The organism is Mycetocola sp. Y444 (assembly GCF_059445295.1).
On sequence record NZ_JCAIUB010000001.1, the window covers coordinates 225708 to 244726 of the forward strand.

At 65.1% G+C, this 19019-nt stretch carries 19 protein-coding genes; 10 read left to right on the forward strand and 9 right to left on the reverse strand.

All coding sequences use genetic code 11. The features are described 5' to 3' along the window. Nucleotides 1–11: 11 nt before the first annotated feature. The 5 genes from pstS to AC1C2M_RS01080 all read right to left on the reverse strand — a co-directional run bounded on the left by pstS (nt 12) and on the right by AC1C2M_RS01080 (nt 5966). On the reverse strand, nt 12–1100 hold the full coding sequence (pstS, locus tag AC1C2M_RS01060; RefSeq protein WP_483404982.1) for a phosphate ABC transporter substrate-binding protein PstS: 1089 nt from the start codon (nt 1098–1100) through the stop codon (nt 12–14). 130 nt (nt 1101–1230) lie between these two features. Continuing rightward, nucleotides 1231–2166, reverse strand: a complete 936-nt coding sequence (locus AC1C2M_RS01065) for an NUDIX hydrolase (RefSeq protein WP_483404779.1) — start codon at nt 2164–2166, stop codon at nt 1231–1233. Further along, nucleotides 2163–4337 (reverse strand): RNA degradosome polyphosphate kinase, encoded by a 2175-nt coding sequence (locus tag AC1C2M_RS01070; RefSeq protein ID WP_483404778.1) that lies wholly within the window; start codon nt 4335–4337, stop codon nt 2163–2165. The genes AC1C2M_RS01065 and AC1C2M_RS01070 overlap by 4 nt, the downstream gene beginning before the upstream one ends. Nucleotides 4338–4411: 74 nt before the next feature. Further along, on the reverse strand, nt 4412–5269 hold the full coding sequence (mshD, locus tag AC1C2M_RS01075) for a mycothiol synthase (RefSeq protein ID WP_483404777.1): 858 nt from the start codon (nt 5267–5269) through the stop codon (nt 4412–4414). A gap of 7 nt (nt 5270–5276) precedes the next feature. Then, nucleotides 5277–5966 (reverse strand): response regulator transcription factor, encoded by a 690-nt coding sequence (locus AC1C2M_RS01080; RefSeq protein ID WP_483404776.1) that lies wholly within the window; start codon nt 5964–5966, stop codon nt 5277–5279. A 108-nt stretch (nt 5967–6074) separates the two neighbouring features. Here AC1C2M_RS01080 and AC1C2M_RS01085 point away from each other — a divergent pair, with 108 nt between their 5' ends. The 3 genes from AC1C2M_RS01085 to ygfZ all read left to right on the forward strand — a co-directional run bounded on the left by AC1C2M_RS01085 (nt 6075) and on the right by ygfZ (nt 8218). Continuing rightward, a complete protein-coding gene (locus AC1C2M_RS01085; RefSeq protein WP_483404775.1) occupies nt 6075–6365 on the forward strand; it encodes a hypothetical protein in 291 nt (96 codons plus the stop codon). A 138-nt stretch (nt 6366–6503) separates the two neighbouring features. Further along, the gene (locus AC1C2M_RS01090) at nt 6504–7103 is read left to right on the forward strand and encodes a nitrobindin family protein (RefSeq protein WP_483404774.1); all 600 of its coding nucleotides are present in this window, start codon (nt 6504–6506) and stop codon (nt 7101–7103) included. Beyond that, a complete protein-coding gene (gene ygfZ, locus AC1C2M_RS01095) occupies nt 7100–8218 on the forward strand; it encodes a CAF17-like 4Fe-4S cluster assembly/insertion protein YgfZ (RefSeq protein ID WP_483404773.1) in 1119 nt (372 codons plus the stop codon). Before AC1C2M_RS01090 ends, ygfZ begins: the two co-directional genes overlap by 4 nt. Nucleotides 8219–8235: 17 nt before the next feature. Here the strand turns inward: ygfZ and AC1C2M_RS01100 are convergent, their stop codons facing one another. After that, complete coding sequence (locus AC1C2M_RS01100) at nt 8236–9045, reverse strand: class I SAM-dependent methyltransferase (RefSeq protein ID WP_483404772.1); 810 nt, start codon at nt 9043–9045, stop codon at nt 8236–8238. 110 nt (nt 9046–9155) lie between these two features. Between AC1C2M_RS01100 and AC1C2M_RS01105 the strand changes: the two genes are divergently transcribed. Next, a complete protein-coding gene (locus AC1C2M_RS01105) occupies nt 9156–9905 on the forward strand; it encodes a phosphoglyceromutase (protein ID WP_483404771.1) in 750 nt (249 codons plus the stop codon). Nucleotides 9906–9989: 84 nt separating this feature from the next. Here the strand turns inward: AC1C2M_RS01105 and phoU are convergent, their stop codons facing one another. Next, nucleotides 9990–10649, reverse strand: coding sequence for a phosphate signaling complex protein PhoU (gene phoU / locus AC1C2M_RS01110; protein WP_483404770.1), 660 nt, complete (start codon nt 10647–10649; stop codon nt 9990–9992). A 198-nt stretch (nt 10650–10847) separates the two neighbouring features. Between phoU and AC1C2M_RS01115 the strand changes: the two genes are divergently transcribed. After that, entirely contained in the window at nt 10848–12065 is a 1218-nt protein-coding gene (locus tag AC1C2M_RS01115) for a sensor histidine kinase (protein WP_483404769.1), read from the forward strand. Then, nucleotides 12043–12726 carry a response regulator gene (locus AC1C2M_RS01120; protein ID WP_483404768.1) on the forward strand — a complete coding sequence of 228 codons (684 nt, stop codon included), beginning with the start codon at nt 12043–12045 and terminating at the stop codon, nt 12724–12726. The genes AC1C2M_RS01115 and AC1C2M_RS01120 overlap by 23 nt, the downstream gene beginning before the upstream one ends. A 9-nt stretch (nt 12727–12735) precedes the next feature. Here AC1C2M_RS01120 and AC1C2M_RS01125 read toward each other — a convergent pair whose 3' ends face one another. Then, the gene (locus tag AC1C2M_RS01125) at nt 12736–13209 is read right to left on the reverse strand and encodes a hypothetical protein (protein WP_483404767.1); all 474 of its coding nucleotides are present in this window, start codon (nt 13207–13209) and stop codon (nt 12736–12738) included. Between the two features lie 163 nt (nt 13210–13372). Between AC1C2M_RS01125 and AC1C2M_RS01130 the strand changes: the two genes are divergently transcribed. From AC1C2M_RS01130 to rlmB, 4 genes are all read left to right on the forward strand, one after another. After that, nucleotides 13373–13855, forward strand: coding sequence for a CarD family transcriptional regulator (locus tag AC1C2M_RS01130; RefSeq protein ID WP_483404766.1), 483 nt, complete (start codon nt 13373–13375; stop codon nt 13853–13855). A 70-nt stretch (nt 13856–13925) separates the two neighbouring features. Beyond that, the gene (gene ispD / locus AC1C2M_RS01135) at nt 13926–15134 is read left to right on the forward strand and encodes a 2-C-methyl-D-erythritol 4-phosphate cytidylyltransferase (RefSeq protein ID WP_495434342.1); all 1209 of its coding nucleotides are present in this window, start codon (nt 13926–13928) and stop codon (nt 15132–15134) included. Nucleotides 15135–15137: 3 nt separating this feature from the next. Then, nucleotides 15138–16559, forward strand: a complete 1422-nt coding sequence (gene cysS / locus AC1C2M_RS01140; RefSeq protein ID WP_483404764.1) for a cysteine--tRNA ligase — start codon at nt 15138–15140, stop codon at nt 16557–16559. Beyond that, complete coding sequence (gene rlmB, locus AC1C2M_RS01145) at nt 16546–17571, forward strand: 23S rRNA (guanosine(2251)-2'-O)-methyltransferase RlmB (protein WP_483404763.1); 1026 nt, start codon at nt 16546–16548, stop codon at nt 17569–17571. Before cysS ends, rlmB begins: the two co-directional genes overlap by 14 nt. Nucleotides 17572–17610: 39 nt before the next feature. Here rlmB and AC1C2M_RS01150 read toward each other — a convergent pair whose 3' ends face one another. Further along, nucleotides 17611–18912 (reverse strand): DUF4032 domain-containing protein, encoded by a 1302-nt coding sequence (locus AC1C2M_RS01150; RefSeq protein WP_483404762.1) that lies wholly within the window; start codon nt 18910–18912, stop codon nt 17611–17613. Between the last annotated feature and the right edge of the window lie 107 nt (nt 18913–19019).

Below are 19019 nucleotides of genomic sequence, written 5' to 3' on the forward strand. Positions count from 1 at the left end.
CAGAGAGCTGTTTACTTGATGGATTCGATGGCCGTCTTGACCTTGTCGCTCAGTTCGCTCGAGAGCGGCGCAGCACCGGCGGCCTCGACGGCGACCTGCTGGCCGTCTTCTCCGGCGATGTACGTGAGGTACTCCTTGACGAGTTCAGCGTCGTCGGGGTCAGCGTACTCCTGGCAGGCGATCGCGTAGCTGACGAGGACGAGCGGGTAGTGGCTCGGGTCCGTCGTCTCGCGGTCGAGCTCGATCGCGATGTCGTTTGCCTCACGGCCCTCGACCATCGGTGATCCCTCGACGACCGCTGCAGCGGCATCCGCTGTGTACTCAACGAATTCGTCGCCGACCTTGATCTTCGCGGTGTCCAGGTCGCCCGCCTTCGACGCGTCCGCGTACCCAATGGTGTTCGATCCGTTTGAGACGGCGTCGACTACACCCGATGTGCCCTGGGCACCCTCACCGGTCTTGAACGGGAAGGTGTCGCTCGGCTCGGCGGTCCATGCCTCTGGCGCCGTCTTGTTGAGGTAGTCGGCGAAGTTCTTTGTCGTGCCAGAGTCATCCGAACGGTGCACCGCTGTGATCGGCGCGGACGGAAGCGTTGCGTCGGGGTTCAGCGCGGCGATTGCCGGGTCATCCCAGCTGGTGATCTCTCCGGAGAAGATTTTCGCGAGTGTGTCTGAATCGAGGTTGAGCTCATCCACTCCGTCGACGTTGAAGATCACGGCGATGGGTGAGATGTACACGGGAAGGTCGATTGCCTTGGTTCCCGGTTCGCAACTCTCGAAGTCTCCCTCAAGCTCCTCATCGCTCAGGAGCGAGTCAGACCCGGCGAAGGCGGCTGCGCCAGAGATGAAGTTCTCCCGGCCGGCGCCGGAGCCCTGCGGGTCGTAGTTGACCGTGACCTCGGGGTGAGCCGTCTGGAAACCCGCGATCCACGCTTCCTGTGCGCTTCCCTGGCTGGAGGCGCCGATACCGACGAGTTCGCCGGAAAGTGTGCTGTCTGAACTGCCTGCGCTGTCAGCCCTTTCATTGGCCGCACAGGATGAAAGGGTGAGAGTTGCCACTGCTGCGATGACCGCGATGCGGCCGACCTTCGAGAACTTCACGGAGATGTGTCCATTCATAGTGATTACGGGACGGGCCCGTCGGGCCCACAGGTGACGTTAGGTGTGTGGCCTTACGAGCGTCCCTCATCGCGGTGAACGGAAGGTTAACGACCGCTTTCCAACCCGGCGCTCATGCGCGGGGTTCGTGTGTTTCGATCGAGATGATTCCCGAGCTCGGGTTACTCGCCGAGAGATGCACGACGCTGAAAGCCCCGGTGGACAGGCCGGCAGCGCTCGAGAGGTATGAACCGGTGACGCTTCCGGTCGCCAGCGCGATTTCGCGGAGGATGTCCGGGAGCACGGGGCCGTGACTGCAGAGCACAGCGGTCTTGCCCGAACGGACCCGCTTGCCGACGACCTTGCGGACGTCAGACTCTCCCGATTCATAGGCATCCTGGCTGATCAGGTCGGTGCGCCGCACCTCGATCCCGGTTGCCGCCGCGAGGGGAGCGACCGTTGTTGCGCAGCGCACCGCAGTGCTCGACACGATGCGCCGTACCCCGAAAGCACGAAGCGTGCCGACGATCTCGTTCGCCTGCTCGACGCCACGTGGGGTGAGCGGGCGGCTGGCATCCGGTCCGTCCCAGGACGATGGCGACACAGCTTTGCCGTGCCTCAGTGCGATCAGCGCGAAGGTTGAGGTCACGCCCTCGTCGACGAGTGTCGCGAAGGTGTCGATGATCTCCACATCGCGGTCGTAACTCAGGTAGTTCCTGGCCCGCCTGATCGTGACCCACTCGAGTGCAGCGACCTCCCCGTTCGGGACGAAGGTCGACGCGAGCACCGCGGCATCCGTCACCTCGCTCGCCCAGTAGTGGACGACTTTCTCCTTGCCGCTCGCGAGCGTGTAAGCGGAGACTCCGAGCGGGACGCCGAGAGTGACGGCGAGGCCGGTCTCCTCGCGGATTTCCCGCACCGCCGTCTGGGGCAGTGACTCGCCAGGGTCGACCTTGCCCTTGGGCAGGGTCACGTCGGCGTACTTCGTGCGGTGAATGACGAGAATGTGGATCCTGCCGTCGATGAGCCGCCAGCACACGGCGCCGGCGGCGTAGACGGCGCTCGTCACCTGCGGCTCCTCTGCCGACGGCGCAGGCTGGTCTTCAGCATCAGTCTGTCCTGCAGGTCGACGAGTGCCTCGCCATTTTCGCCGACACTGTGACGCTCCCACTGACCGTCGGAGTCGAGGTGCCACGATGAGGTCTTGTCGTCCATGGCGACGTCGAACAGTCCCTCGATCTCCGCGAGGTGTGCCGGAGACGTGAGGCGCACCAGTGCCTCGACGCGACGGTCGAGGTTGCGGTGCATCATGTCGGCGCTGCCGATGAAGACGTGGGGATCGCCGTCGTTGACGAACGAGAAGATGCGGGAGTGCTCGAGGAACCGGCCCAGGATGGAGCGAACACGCATGTTCTCGCTCATGCCCGGGTACCCCGGCCGGAGGCTGCAAATGCCGCGCACCCAGATGTCGACGGGAACACCCGCCTGGCTAGCCCGGTAAAGACCATCGATGATGGCCTCGTCCACTATCGAGTTGACCTTGATCCTGATGCCGCTCGGTTTGCCGGCCTCGGCGTTCCTTCGCTCGGCTTCGATGTGCTTGAGCAGTCCCTTGCGCAGGTGAAGGGGAGCGACGAGCAGCCTCTTGAACTTCTTCTCGATCGCGTAGCCCGACAACTCGTTGAACAGGCGGGTGAGGTCCTTGCCGACCTGCGCGTCGGCGGTGAACAGACCGAGGTCCTCATAGATCCGGCTCGTCTTCGGGTTGTAGTTTCCCGTGCCGATGTGGCTGTAGTGCTTGAGCGTTCCCTTTTCTTCACGGATGACGAGGGCGAGTTTGCAGTGCGTCTTGAGTCCGACGAGGCCATAGACCACGTGCACGCCAGCCTTCTCGAGCTTCCGGGCCCAGGAGATGTTGGCCTGTTCATCGAAGCGCGCCTTGATTTCGACGAGCGCGAGAACCTGCTTTCCGGCCTCGGCAGCGTCGATGAGCGCCTCGACGATGGGGGAGTCCCCCGAGGTGCGGTACAGGGTCTGCTTGATGGCGAGAACGTGCGGGTCAGCTGCGGCCTGCTCGAGGAAGGCCTGGACACTCGTGGCGAACGACTCGTACGGGTGGTGCACGAGCACGTCCCCGCGGGAGATCGCGCCGAAGATGTCTGCTTTTCCGTTCGGTTCAGCCGGCTGGAATTCGAGCGCAGTGGTCGGTACTCGCGGCGGGTACCTCAGGTCGGGACGGTCGATGCCCGAGAGGCTGAACAGGCCGCCGAGGTCGAGGGGCGCCGGGAGCCGGTACACCTCCTGCTCGGTCACGTCGAGTTCGCGCACAAGCAGGTCGAGTGTGACGTCGTCCATGTCCTCGGTGATCTCGAGGCGGATGGGCGGCCCGAACCGACGGCGGAGCAGCTCCTTCTCGAGGGCCTGGATGAGGTTCTCGGTTTCATCCTCCTCGATCTCCACGTCCTCGTTGCGTGTCACGCGGAACACGTGGTGCTCGACGATCTCCATTCCGGGGAACAGGTCTCCGAGGTGGTTCGCGATGAGGTCTTCGAGCGAAACGAACTGAATGTCGTCGAGTGTGGCTGAGGGGTCGACCCGCACGAAGCGAGGCAGCATCTGAGGCACTTTCAGCCGCGCGAATTCCTGCCGTCCGGTCTTGGTGTTCCGTACCCGGACGGCGAGGTTGAGCGAGAGTCCCGAAATGTAAGGGAACGGGTGCACAGGGTCCACAGCGAGGGGCATGAGCACCGGGAAGATCTGCTGGGAGAAGTAGTCGCTGAGCCCCGCCTTGTCCTTTGCGTTGAGGGCGTCCCAGCTCACGACACTGACGCCCGCAGCCGTGAGATCCGGCTTGACTTGATCGCTCCATACGCGAGCGTGACGTAACTGCAACTCGTGGGCCTTCTCCGAGATGTCTTCGAGGACGTCTGCGGGGGCGCGGCCGATGTTGGTGGGGACAGCGAGACCGGTGAGAACGCGACGCTTGAGTCCCGCAACCCTCACCATGAAGAACTCATCCAGGTTCGACGCGAAGATGGCGAGGAAGTTGGCCCGTTCGAGAGCCGGCACCGAGCGGTCCTCAGCGAGTTCGAGCACCCGCTGGTTGAAGGCGAGCCAGCTGATCTCCCTGTCGAGGTACCGGCCCTCGGGGAGGGCAGGGTCGTCGCGCTCGAAGGCGGGGTCGAAGTCGTCGTCGTCCCAGCCGAGGCCGGAGTCCTGGGCCATGCTGTCTGATGCCATTGCAATATCTTGTCACCTTGAGCAACCACCGTGCACATTGCGGCGAAGAGGCGGCACCGGGTGCGCCCCGTGAGTCAGGATTCCGCGTGGCGAGCCGCGCGCGGCTCGCTCAGCAGGTATTGCACGTCGACCGTATGGTCGGAGAAGCCGAGTGAGCGATACAGGGCGACCGCCGGTGTGTTGTCTGCCTCAACGTAGAGAGCGGCCGTCGTGCACCCACGCGCGCGCATCCGCTCGAGTCCCGCCAGCATGAGCGCCCTGCCGAGGCCGCGACCGGGTGCGTCGACTCCGATGACGTATACCTCGCCGAGGTCCTGCTCGATTTTGAGCCAGTTGTAACCGATCATCGCCCCGGCCTCGTCGCGAGCGATGAGGAAGTCGCCAGGGTCAAACCACTCTTCAGCTTCCCTGGCGCGGAGGTCGTCCACCGAGATGCTGCCCTGTTCGGGATGGTGGGCGAAGATCCTGGCGTTGAGAGCTACCCACTCGTCTTCGTCGGTTCCTGGGCGGAAGGTCTCGAATACTGTGCCGGTCGTCGCTGACTCCTCGAGCGGCATCCGTAACTGCAGCAGGGTCCTGACCGGGGTGAACCCGAACCGCCTGGCCAGCGCCCGAGCGGCAGGATGGTCGCCGTGGGACCAGGCTTTCAGGCCGGCGGGTGCATCGGACAGCAGTTCGGCGACGGCGGCGGTGCCGTACCCCGACCCGCGCCACTCCGGGTCGATCACGAGCTCCAGCTCGGTCTCATCGACGATGGCAGCCCCGACCAGGTGCTCGGCGGCGCTCGGCGATTCCTGCGGCTCCACGATAAAGACCAGTCTCCTGGTGCCCTTCTCGGCATCCACGAGCGCCTGGTCATTGAACGGCGCCTGGCCGTCGACGGCGGCGGCCACCCGAACGAGGCGGTCGAACGCGGCACGGGCCCCTGGCACGGAGAGGCTACGCGTGCGAAGTGCCGGTGGGCGCACTGTCCTCCTCATAGACGTTGAAGCGGTAGCCCACGTTACGGACGGTGCCGATGAGCTGCTCGAGGTCGCCCAGCTTGGCGCGCAAGCGCCGGACGTGGACGTCAACGGTCCTCGTGCCACCGAAGTAGTCGTAGCCCCACACCTCGCTGAGCAACTGCTCGCGGGTGAAGACCCGTGACGGATGCGTGGCCAGGAATCTGAGGAGCTCGAACTCCTTGTAGGTCAGGTCCAGCGGTTTGCCCTGGACCTTGGCGGAGTAACTCGCCTCGTCGATGACGACGCCGGAGGTCTGGATCTTTGTCGAGGTCTGCTCGAGCGCCTGTTTTCCGATGGCCAGCCTGATGCGGGCGTCCACCTCCGCAGGTCCCGCGTTCTCGACGAGGACATCGTCGACGCCCCAGTCGGCGCTTACCGCGCTGAGTCCACCCTCGGTGAGGACGATGAGGAGGGGGACGGTGAGGCCTGTCGTCCGCAGGATCTTGCACAGCGACTTGGCGCCGGCGAGGTCTGTTCGCGCGTCGATCATGATCAGATCGCTCGCGGGCGCGTTGACGAGTTGAGCCGGCTGGGCCGGTATCTGACGTACCCGGTGGGAGAGCAGACCGAGGGAGGGAAGCACGTCATTGTCGACCCGTGAGGTCAGAATCAACAGTTGCGCCACGCAGGACCTCCAGTGATTAGCTGGGTCAATACTAGCGACAGCGCCATGCATGGCGTGATCACCCCCTCCACGGGGGCACGCGGCCGCAGAATCGGGCACAATGGAAGCGTGACCGATACTCCGATGACACCAGCGCGCACCTGGGGCGGCATCGCCGCTGTGTGGCTCGTCGCCCTGGCCGGAGCGGTGGCCGTTGCCCTTCTGCCGTCGGAGAGCTACAGGCTTTCCTGGCTCTGGCTGGCGCTCGCCGCGTGCATGCTCATTGCTTTCGCCATCCAGCTCTCGACCCATCGCAAGGTCGGGTTTATCGACCGCCTCGGGGCGAGCATCGTCGGGGCCCTCGTCATCATCGGCGGCACTGCTGTTGCTCTCAGCGTCGTCGCCGTCTCCGGGGGATAGACTGTCGGCATGGATCTCGTCGCGCTCGAACTCTTCTTTGTCGGTCTTCTCGCCGCAGCAAGCCTGGGCATCGCGTTCACGTCTGTCGTTGTGCTGTGGAACCTGTTTCGGGGCCAGCGGTAACGTTCCCGCTCGATCATGATCGAACTGAATCTCGACCTCCCCGCTGAACTCGTACCCCTTTCCTGGCTGATCGGCGTGTGGGAGGGCACAGGCGTCATCGACTACACGGTCGGCGATGAGTCGGTCAGTCACGAGTTCGGGCAGCGCGTGAGCTTCAGCCACGACGGTCTGCCGTACCTCAATTACAACTCGTACACCTGGTTGCTCGACGATGAGCAGACGCCGCTGGTCGCCGAGTCGGGGTACTGGCGCCTGCACCGACTGCAACAGCCGGGTGACCCTGGGCCGGCGATGCTGCCCGGAATCGGTGAGCGCCCGTATCCCAACGCCGAATCCGTCGAAACACTGCGCAACTCAGACGGCGGCTTCGACATCGAAGCTGCGGTGGTTCACCCGGGTGGCGTGAGCGAGCTCTACCTCGGCCAGGTCAGGGGCCCGCGGATCGACCTCGCCACTGACGCCGTGATGCGCACCGCTGGTGCAAAGGAATATGCGGCGGCAACGAGGATGTACGGCCTCGTCGACAACCACCTGCTCTGGGCGTGGGACATCGCCGCTCTTGGCCAGGACCTGAGAACACACGCCTCCGCCCGCCTGGGCAAGGCTGACTCATGACGGCGTCGCCGTTCTTCGGCATCGACGGTGCCGTCGAGCTTCCCGGAGCCATCGACACCGGTGTCCCCTCTCACTACGGGAACCCGAACATCGAGCAGCGCCGGCTTGCGTCAGGGGCGGCGGTCGTCGACCTCTCGAATCGCGGCGTGATTTCCGTGACGGGTCCTGACCGGCTGACCTGGCTCAACTCCATCACCTCAGCGGAGCTCAGGTTCCTGCAGCCGGGTGAATCGAGCGAGACCCTGTTCCTCGATCCACACGGGCACATCGAATACGCTGCAGGCGTCCTCGACGATGGTGAGACCGCGTGGCTGCTCGTTGACCCGGAATCGGTCGAGCCGCTCGTCGCCTGGCTCAACCGCATGAAGTTCATGCTCAGGGTGGAGATCACCGACCGCACAGCCGAACTCGCACGGATCGGTTTCCTCGCTGACGAGGTCCCCTCCACACTGCCAGTGGCCTCCCGATCAGGGGTTCCGCTGGTGTGGCGTGATCCGTGGTCCGCCGTCGTCGCCGGCGGGCACCAGTACGCGAACGGCGAGCATCCCGGCGCCGAGTGGAACTGGAAGGAAGCCCTCGTGGCCAGGGAGGCGCTCGGCGATGTCGCGAGCTCACACCAGGTCGCAGGTACCCTCGCCGCCGAGGCGCTTCGTGTTGCCGCATGGCGCCCGCGCTTCGCCACTGAGGTCGACGAGAAAACGATCCCGCACGAGCTCGACTGGCTCCGGAGCGCCGTCCATCTCGCCAAGGGCTGCTACCGCGGACAGGAGACCGTCGCGAAGGTGCATAACCTCGGCCACCCGCCACGCCGGCTCGTCATGCTGCACCTCGACGGGTCCGATTCGGTGCTCCCCGCGCACGGAGCGCCGGTCAGGGCGGACCGGGCGGGCGAGCAGGTCGACGTCGGGCGCGTCACAACGGCTGCCATTCATCACGAGCTTGGGCCGATTGCGCTCGCGGTGATCAAACGCTCGGTGAAACCGGATGCCGTCCTCAGCGTCGACGAGGATGGCCAGCTGATCGCGGCAGCGCAGCAGGTCATCGTGCCCGCCGACGCCGGCGCTGTTGCCGATGTGCCGCGGCTGCCGAGACTCGGCGCGGTCCGTCGTCCCTGACCGAACCCTGACCCCGCTCAGTTGGGTGCGACTGCCTCCCACGGAACAGTCAGCTCGCCGAGCCGCCACCTCGAGCGCGTGCCGAGCACTGGCCAGCCGGCGGCCGCCAGGCCGGTAACCGTGGCGATCCAGCGCTGGACCGGCCCGTATGGCGACAGTGGCGCACTGTACTGCCACTGACGATCGAGCTCCGTCATCAGGAGAGCGATCCGCTCTCCGGGAACGTTGCGGTGGATGAGGGCCTTCGGCAGTCGTTCGGCGACGATGGATGGGCGGTCGAGTTCGTCGAGTCGCAGTGAGATCGTGAGGGAGCGGGGGCCGTCCGCGGCCACAGTCACCCAGCTCGAGATCCGCCCGATCTCATCGCAGGTTCCCTCGACCAGGACACCGCCCGACTGGAGGCGAGAGACCATCATGCCCCAGGCATCCGCCACCTGGTCCTCGTCGTATTGCCGCAGTACGTTGAAGGCGCGGATGACGGCGGGGCGTCGCCCGTCGTGCACGGGGACTTCGAACCCGCCCCTGGCGAAGCTCACGCGAGCGTCGGTGGCGAAGCCAGTTTCTCCGCGTCGCACTGACTCGAGCTGGCTGGTCGCCCTGTGTACCCGTTCCTTGTCGATCTCGAGGCCGAGCACCTCGACATCCGGCCGGACCTTGCGAAGGCGCGCGTGCAGTTCGAGGCTCGTGACAGCGCTCGCGCCGTAGCCGAGATCGACGATAAGGGGGTCTGGTGAAGTGCGCACCACGGGGAGAGTCTGCAGGAATCGGTCGACCCGTCGAAGGCGATTCGTGTTCGTCGTCCCTCGGGTGATGGTTCCAATGGGCATTAGATCATTCTCTCAGGAGCACCCCTGACCGTTCGCCGATGGCACCCGGCGGCCGCCTCTGTCTGCCCGTACCGATGGAGCCCATCGCCCCCTGTCGATAGAGTGGGAGCATGTCTCTGCCATACACTCTCATCCTGCTTCGCCACGGAAACAGCGACTGGAACCAGAAGAACCTGTTCACCGGCTGGGTCGACGTTCGCCTGAGCGACCAGGGCGTCGCCGAAGCCACCCGGGCCGGCGAGCTGCTCACCGAGTCCCAGCTCACCCCTGACGTCCTGTACACGTCAGTGCTCACGCGCGCCATCCAGACGGCGAACATCGCTCTCGACGTTGCCGACCGCGCGTGGATCCCGGTCAAGCGCAGCTGGCGCCTGAACGAGCGTCACTACGGCGCTCTCCAGGGCAAGGACAAGGCCCAGACACTCGCCGAGTACGGCGCAGAGCAGTTCCAGGTCTGGCGCCGCTCATTCGACGTTCCGCCGCCCCCGATCGACGACGACAACGAGTACTCGCAGGCGAACGACCCGCGTTACGTCGGCATCGATGGAGAGGTCCCGAAGACGGAATGCCTCAAGGACGTCATCGACCGGATGCTTCCGTACTGGGAATCGGACATCACCGGTGACCTGGCGGCGGGCAAGACCGTGCTCGTCACGGCGCACGGCAACTCGCTTCGCGCCCTGGTCAAGCACCTCGACAACATCTCAGACGACGACATCGCGTCGCTGAACATCCCGACGGGGATCCCTCTCGTCTACAAGCTCGACGAGAACTTCAGGCCCACCCAGCCCGCGGAGTACCTCGACCCCGAGGCCGCCGCTGCCGGCGCAGCGGCCGTTGCCGCCCAGGGCAAAAAGTAGGGCCATCGCCCCAACGACACAGGCTGCGCGTCATTCTCCCCCGAGAGTGACGCGCAGCCTTTGTCGTGGTGCGACCGTTGGCGCTCAGCGCAGGTCGGGATCCGGGATCCACTCACCGGTTGCGAGGTACTGAACCTTCTTGGCGATGGATACCGCGTGGTCGGCGAACCGCTCGTGGTACCGCGACGCGAGCGTCGCATCGACGGTGGCGAGCGGTTTGCCTTTCCAGGTCTCACCGAGAACCTTGTCGAAAACGCTCACGTGCAGCTCATCGATCTTGTCGTCCTCGTTACGGATCTCTTCGGCGAGTCGAACGTCCTGCGTCCGGAGCAGTTCGGTCAGCTTCCTGGCGATCTCAACGTCGAGTCTGCCCATCTCCGCGAAGGTCGAGCGGAGTCCCTTGGGTACCGCGCGTTCGGGGAACCGGTAGCGCGCTAGCTGGGCGATGTGTTCGGCCATGTCGCCCATCCGTTCGAGCGATGAGCTGATCCGAAGGGCGCTGACCACGATGCGGAGGTCTCTCGCGACGGGCTGCTGCCTCGCGAGGATGTTGATGGCGAGTTCATCGAGGGTGACAGTGAGCTCGTCGATGCGAACATCGTTCTCGATCACCTCTTCGGCGACGCTCACGTCCGATTCGTTGAAGGCGCGCACCGCATTCTCGATGGAAATGGCTACGAGTTCCGAAATGGCGATCAGCCGTTCCTGGACCTCGGCCAGTTCCTGTTGGAATACATCGCGCATGTGCTCTCCGTTCAGTTCAGGTGCGTCGTTCGGTTCATGGTGCGTCAGTGATCGACGCACGGATGCCACGGCGCCCGGATGCAACCATGCCTCGCGCAGGTTAACAATTGGGGGCACTCAGCTGAACGCTCGTCAAAATCCCCTGATCGAGCGTCGCCAGCGGCAAGTGGGCTGGTGTGGTGCATCTAATCTAGTCCTATGTACTCCGCCTGGTTAGTGCTCGCGGCACTGGCACTCGGTCTGATCGTCGGCGCCGGATTCACCCTCGTGCTCTCCGTCGCCGCCAGGCGCGGCCAGCGCGTTGCGAGCGTTGTAACGCCCCGCGTTCCCGACGGTGTCTCGCAGGTGCTCGAGGCTCTGGAGAGCGCGGGAGTGGTTGTCGATCCGTCCGGCAACGTGGTCAAGGCATCGCCAGGTGCCCTCGCACTCGGACTGGTCCGCGACGGACTGCTCGTTAACGAGGAGCTCAGGCAGCTCGCGAACGAGGTCCGCGACAACGGTGACCCCGTTACCCGGGACTTTGACATCAGCAGGGGACCGTTCGGCGGTGCGAGCACGCACCTCAACGTTCGCTGTGCCCGGCTGGGCACGCGCTTTGTGCTCCTGCTCGCGCAGGACCACACCGAGGCGCAGAGGCTTGACGAGGTGCGCCGTGACTTCATCGCCAATATCTCGCACGAACTCAAGACTCCTATTGGGGCGGTCAGCCTGCTCGCCGAAGCGCTCGAACCAGCCGCGGATGATCCGGAGCAGGTCAGGAAGTTCGCCGCCAGGTTGAGTACCGAAGCGGAGAGGCTCGCTCGCATCACCCGCGAGATCATCGACCTGTCGCGGTTGCAGGCGGCTGACGCCCTCGCTTCGCCGGAACTGCTCGACATCGACAGCGTCGTTGCACAGGCCGTCGACCAGAGCCGCGTTGCCGCTGAGGCGACGGGCGTGACACTCACCGCCGGCGGAGACAAGCGCGTCCAGGTGTACGGCGACGAAGCCCTGCTCGTGGTTGCCGTGCAGAACCTGATCTCGAACGCGATCAATTACTCGCCGCCGGGTGGGCGGGTGGGTGTCGGCGTGAACCGCACGGCTGGCGTTGTTTCGATTGCCGTGACGGACCAGGGGGTCGGCATCCCCGAGGAGGACCGTGACCGTGTTTTCGAGCGATTCTTCCGTGTCGACCAGGCCAGGTCGCGCAACACGGGCGGCACAGGACTCGGCCTCTCCATCGTGAAGCACACGGTGCAGAACCACGGAGGCGAAGTCCGGGTGTGGTCGAAGCTCGGCCGCGGTTCCACTTTCACCATCCGCCTGCCGGAGGCGGCCAGGACACCGACCACCGAATCGATTCCGATAGCGGGCACATCAGGACCCGCCGGTTCCCACAGTAAGGACACGCCGCATGACACGCATCCTGCTCGTTGAAGACGAAGAAGCGCTCAGCGAACCGCTGACCTACCTGCTGGAACGAGAGGGACACGACGTGGCTGTCGCTGCTGACGGCCACTCCGCCGTCAGGGCTTTTCACGAAACCGCCCCGGATCTCGTACTCCTCGACCTCATGCTCCCGGGGATCCCGGGGACCGAGGTATGCCGGCAAATCCGGGCGGTCTCACAGACTCCCATCATCATGCTCACCGCGAAGGACTCGGAGGTCGACATCGTCGTCGGGCTCGAACTCGGAGCAGACGACTACGTCACGAAGCCGTACTCGAGTCGCGAGTTGCTCGCCCGGATTCGTGCGGTCACCCGTCGCAGGGCGACAGAGGACGCCGGGCCCGACGAGGCGGTTCTCGAAGCGGGCTCGGTGAGGATGGACGTCGAGCGTCACACCGTCGAGGTCAGGGGAACCGAGACCGCCATGCCGCTCAAGGAATTCGAACTCCTCGAGCTGCTGCTCAGGAACGCGGGCAGGGTGCTCACCCGCGGTCAACTCATCGACCGCGTCTGGGGCAGCGACTACGTCGGAGACACGAAGACGCTCGACGTGCACATCAAGCGGATCAGGTCGCGCATCGAAGAGAGCCCGTCAGAGCCGAGAATGCTGCTGACCGTGCGTGGCCTCGGGTACCGATTCGAGGCTTAGGCGCCGGGGTTACTTGGAGGTCGTCGCCTCGGTGATGAACTCGTCGTAGGGGGCGATCGTGCCGTCGAGCACCGGGACGAAGACTTCCTTGCCCGTCTCGTCGCCGTACTGCACGAACATCGGCATGAACGAACCGGGCTCTGCATCGATGTCCGGGAGGACGAGCGGCTCGCTCTCCCCACCGAACACTGTGCTCACGTTGCCGTCGACGATGGTGCTCACTGTCGTGTCGTCTTCGCCGTACTGGAACGACACCGAGTGAGGTCCACCGGTGTTCACCACGGTGACGATGAGGTTACCGTCGATGCCGTCGTCCGTCAGGACGATGAGGTTACGCAGCCGGAGATCGCCGACATTGACGCTGACGCCGTCGCTCGGGTCGTATTCCTTGGTTGTCGACTGGGGGGAGACCAGGTTGCACCCGCTCGTTCCGAACACGACTGTTGCCGCCAACACTACGGATGCGATCAATCGCGCCTTCACAGGTCCTCCAGGAAAAACTTCGGGCAGGCGGGCGAAAGCGCTCGCGTGCGGGGGTACTTCTTGAGTTTAGCGTAGCCGCCAACCCGGCCGAGGCACGGTCGGGAGCGAAGCATAGTGCATAGCCCCTGTGATAAACTGATGGGCGCTGAAGGGACGGGCATTCATGCTTTTTGAGGTCGGCGAAACAGTCGTATACCCCCACCACGGAGCGGCGACGATCGCCGAAGTGAAGACCCGCATCGTCAAAGGCGAAGAGAAGCTCTACCTCAAGCTCCGTGTCACTCAGGGCGACCTCGTGATCGAGGTGCCCGCGGAGAACGTCGACCTCGTCGGTGTCCGCGACGTCATCGGCGAGGAGGGCCTCGAGCGCGTCTTCGACGTGCTGCGTGCCCCGTTCACCGAGGAACCGACCAACTGGTCCCGCCGGTACAAGGCGAACCTCGAAAAACTGGCATCGGGCGACGTGATCAAGGTCAGCGAGGTGGTTCGCGACCTGTGGCGCCGCGATCAGGACCGCGGACTGAGCGCGGGGGAGAAGCGCATGCTCGCGAAGGCGCGGCAGATCCTCGTCTCCGAACTTGCCCTCGCCGAAAAGACCGACGAAGACAGTGCGTCGACGGTCCTTGACGAGGTCCTCGCCTCCTGAGCCGGATGCCTGCCACGAGACCAGGCTCTCCTCGAGCGGACGGTCGGCGCGTGCTCTACGCTCGAACACTATGAGTTCGAACGCGTCGAGTCCGAAGGCCGGCCCAGATCGGTCGCCCATCGTTGGTGTCATCGTGGTCGCTGCGGGCAGCGGCACGAGACTCGGTGCCGCTCGGCCGAAGGCTTTCGCGCCGCTCGGGAACCGGACCATCCTGGCGCGCTCACTCGATCCCATCTTCAGGATGCAGCGCGAGGCGCAGGTCGTTGTCGTTGCCCCCGCCGACCTGGTCGACGAAGCGCGGTCGATAGTGACGGATGCCGCTGGTCCTGCCGCTCTGTACGCGAGCGTTGTGGCCGGAGGAGCCACGCGGCAGCAGTCAGTTGCCCGCGGCCTCGATGCGCTCGGCGACTCGGTACGGATCGTGCTGGTTCACGACGCGGCCCGGGCTCTCACGCCCGCGAGCGTTTTTGACGCTGTCGTCACCGGGGTCGCGCAGACCGCGGCTGGAATCGTGCCGGGAGTTCCGGTCACGGACACCATCAAGCGGGTCGACGATGACGAGGTCGTTGTCGAGACGGTCGACCGGGCAGAACTGCGCGCCGTCCAGACCCCGCAGGCGTTTCCCCGAGCCGCTCTCGCGGCGGCGTACGCTGACGCCGAGCGGGAGCACACCGACGACGCCGCTCTGTTCGCCGCCGCCGGGAATACCGTGTCGATCGTCGAGGGCGACCAGTTGTCGTTCAAGATCACCACTCCCTGGGATCTCCGCAGGGCGGAAGCACTCGAATCGTCAGCGGGCAGCACGGGGCTTCGCACCGGCATCGGCACAGACGTGCACGCGTTCGATGACGACGCCGAGCTGTGGCTCGCCGGACTCCACTGGCCGGGGGAACGGGGCCTGTCGGGGCACAGTGACGGTGACCCGGTGTGCCACGCCATCACCGACGCGCTCCTCTCCGCGGCTGGGCTCGGCGACATCGGCTCGGTGTTCGGCACCTCGGATCCGGAATTCGCCGGCGCGCACGGCGACGTCTTCCTCAGGGCGACCGCCAGGAAACTGGCGGAAGCGGGATTCGTCATCTCCAACGTCTCTGTGCAGATCATCGGGAACAGTCCCCGTTTTTCGCCGCGCCGCAGCGAGGCAGAGCGGCTGCTCACCGGCATCCTCTCCGCTCCGGTCAGCCTTTCGGCGACCACGACAGACGGTCTCGGATTCACCGGACGCGGCGAGGGCATCTGCTCTATTGCAACGGCGATCGTTTCCCGCAAGTACTCTTAAGCCGTGGCATTTCAACTCTACGATTCCCGGGCACAGGCCCTCCGCGACTTCGTCCCGATCGTCCCAGGCGCCGTGGGAATGTACGTGTGCGGGCCAACCGTGCAATCGTCGCCGCACATCGGACACCTGCGGTCTGCGCTCGTCTACGACCAGCTCCGACGCTGGCTCAACTATTCGGGATTCGACGTCACTCTCGTCCGTAACGTCACGGACATCGACGACAAGGTGCTCGCCAACGCGACCTCGACGGAGGAATGGTGGGCGCTCGCCTACCGGATGGAACTGGAATTCACCGCGGGGTACCGGGCTCTCGGCATCCAGGCGCCGACCTACGAACCGCGCGCAACGGCGAGCGTCCAGGAGATGCACCGGCTCATCGCGACGCTCATCGAATCCGGACACGCGTATCCCGCTGACGACGGCTCAGGCGACGTCTACTTCGACGTTCGAAGCTGGCCGGCGTACGGTGCGCTGACCCGCCAGTCCATCGACAGTATGGAAGCCGCGGCGGATGCCGACCCACGGGGCAAGAAGGATCCGCGCGACTTCGCGCTCTGGAAGGGGCACAAGGCCGACGAACCGGAATCCGCGTCGTGGCCGAGCCCGTGGGGCGACGGGCGGCCGGGCTGGCACATCGAGTGCTCAGCCATGGCCTCGCGCTACCTCGGTACGAACTTCGACATTCACGGCGGTGGACTCGACCTGCGCTTCCCGCACCACGAGAACGAACTGGCGCAGTCGACGGCCGCCGGTCACGAGTTCGCCAACTACTGGGTCCACAACGGACTGGTCCACATCAACGGGCAGAAGATGTCCAAGTCTCTCGGCAACTCCGTCTACGCGGCAGATCTTCTCGGCGCCGCACGGCCCATCGTTGTCCGGTATTACCTGGGGCAGGCCCACTACCGGTCGACGATCGATTTCCACGACGGCGCACTGACGGAGGCGGAAGCTGCGCTCGACAGGATCGAGAGCTTCCTCGAACGGGTGGGCCGCAGGCTCGTCGGAACCCGGTTCGCCGGCACCGGTGTTGTCGAAATTCCGGAAGCGTTCACCGATGCGATGAACGACGATTTGTCGGTCCCGCAGGCACTCGCCGTATTACATGACACAATAAGGCAGGGGAACTCCTGGCTGGACGGGGAAGACCTCGCGCTCGCTGCGAGTGCTCAAGGCCAGGTTCTGGCCATGACAGAGGTCCTCGGAATCAATCCGCTCTCGCCGGAATGGTCCAAAACACAGGATGTGTCGGTGCACGCCGCACTGACAGCGCTCGTCGATCAGTTGCTCGAACGCCGCCAGCAGAAGAGGGCTTCGCGGGACTTCGCGGCAGCCGACCAGATCCGTGACGATCTCGCTCACGCGGGCATCACAATTGAAGACACCCAACAGGGTGCACATTGGAGTATTGATGGCAGCCAGTAAGCAGAACCGCCCCGGGGCGCTCCGCAAGGCCAAGAAGGGCCCAGCCAAGGGCACCGGTGGACTCGGGCGACGCTCGCTCGAGGGCAAGGGTCCGACGCCGAAGGCCGAGGACCGCACGTACCACGCAGCCGGCAAGCGCAAGCTCGCGAAGGATCGTCTCGCAGCGACCCAGGCGAAGACCGGCGGAGGACGCCCCGCATCGACCGGGCCGGCGATCCGCAAGCCCAAGCCCAAGCAGTCAGACGACTTCGAGGTCGTCACCGGCCGGAACTCGGTGCTCGAAGCGCTCAGGGCGAAGATCCCCGCGACAGCGCTCTACATGGCGACTCGAATTGAATTCGACGACCGGGTGAAGGAAGTCCTCGCGCTCGCAACGGCTCGCGGCATCCCGATCCTCGAGGTCATGAGGCCGGAACTCGACCGCCTCGCCGGTTTCGACTCGGTGCACCAGGGCCTCGCGCTCAAGGTCCCGCCGTACGAGTACGCGCACCCCAACGACCTGCTCGAGACGGTCATCTCGCGCGGCCAGACCCCGCTCTTCGTCGCGCTCGACGGCATCACGGACCCCAGGAACCTCGGAGCGATCATCAGGTCGACCGCGGCATTCGGTGGCCACGGCGTCATCGTTCCGCAGCGTCGGTCCGTCGGTCTCACGGCATCCGCCTGGAAGACCAGCGCTGGCGCTGCTGCGCGCACTCCCGTGGCGATGGCACCGAACCTGACCCAGACGCTCAAGGCGTTCAAAGCCGCCGGCGTCTTCGTCATCGGCCTCGACGGCGGGGGAGACACGGAGCTTCCCGGTCTTGAACTCGCTGACCGCCCCGTCGTTATCGTCGTCGGCAGCGAGGGCAAGGGCCTGTCCCGCCTCGTTACCGACACCTGCGACGCCATAGTCTCGATTCCGATCAGCTCGGCGACCGAGTCGCTCAACGCCGGTATCGCAGCCTCGGTGACGCTCTACGAAATCTCGAAGCTTCGTCAGGCAGCAAAGGCGTCGAAGAAGAAGAAGTAGTCGCGTACGACACTACGCACCACGCTGGCGCGATCGGGTTTAGACCCGGTCGCGCCAGTTTGTGTTTGCGCTGTCGCTGTCGTCGTCGTCGACGGCACGCATCGGCAACGTGATCGACTCGGTGACCGGGGCGATCACCGTCGCTTCGTCGCGCCGGTGGCGGAGCACCGTGTTGATGTAGGACGTGAGTGCTTCGGCGAGCGGGATGCTTCGCGCTTCGTTCTGTGACATGAACCAACGGTGTTCGAGGAGCTGGTGGAAGATCTCGGCGGGCTCGAGCTTGCCCCTGAGCTCACGGGGGATCGACTTGATGACGGGCTCGAATACGCGGCTGACCCACTCGTGGGCGACCATTTCTTCGTCGAGGTCGTTCTTCCCGTGCGTAGCCGCGTACGAGTCGAGGTCGTTGAGCAGGCGGCGGGCCTGGTTCTCGCCCGCGTCGAGGCCGGTGAGTCTGAGGAGCCGGCGCTGGTGGTGCCCGGCATCGACAACTTTCGGCTGGATACGGACGGTGGTGCCGTTCTCGTCCGTTCGGATCGCCAGTTCTTCGATGTCGAAGCCGAGCGAGTTCAGTCGCTGGACCCGTTCGCTGATGCGCCAGCGCTCGTCAGAGGAGAAGGATTCGGACCCGGTGAGCTCGCGCCAGAGAGAGCGGTACGCGGCGACGATGCCGTCTGACACGCTGATCGGGTCGAGCTCGTCGTCTACCCGGCCGCCCGCTTCGAGGTCCATCAGCTCACCGGCGATGTTGACCCGCGCGATCTCCAGGTCGTTCTCCCGCTGGCCGTTCGACAGGCCGCCGTCGTAGAGCTGCCCGGTTTCGGCGTCGACCAGGTACGCAGCAAAGGCGCCGGCGTCGCGGCGGAACAGGGTGTTCGAGAGCGAAACGTCGCCCCAGAAGAAGCCGGCGATGTGGAGGCGGACGAGCAGGACGGCTAGGGCGTCGACGAGGCGGTTCGCCGTATCCGGACGGAGCGTCTGCGAGAACAGTGCGCGGTACGGGAGCGAAAATTTGAGGTGCCGGGTGACGAGCACGCTCGGAAGGGAGGCCCCCGAACTCTCGGAGCGGCCGGTGATGACGGCGACGGGGTCAACGCAGGGAATGTCGAGCCGCTGCAGGTTGCGCAGCATGTCGTACTCACCCCTGGCCATCTCGGTGGTCGTCTCCTTCACGGCGACGACATAGCCGGACAGGTAGGCGAAACGAACGAGGTGGCGGGAGATTCCCTTGGGCAGCGACGCGATGGTGTCGCTCGGCCAGTTCTCCAGTGGAAGGTCCCACGGAAGGTCGAGCAGTGCAGGATCGACGGTGGCTGCTGTGATGTTCAGTGACGCGCTCATTGTGTTTAAACAGTAGCGGGGGGGGGGGGGGGGGGGGGGCCCGCCACCGAAGACGGGCCTGTAGTTTGTTCCGACCCCCCTTTTTTCCAAGCAGGGGGAAAAATCAA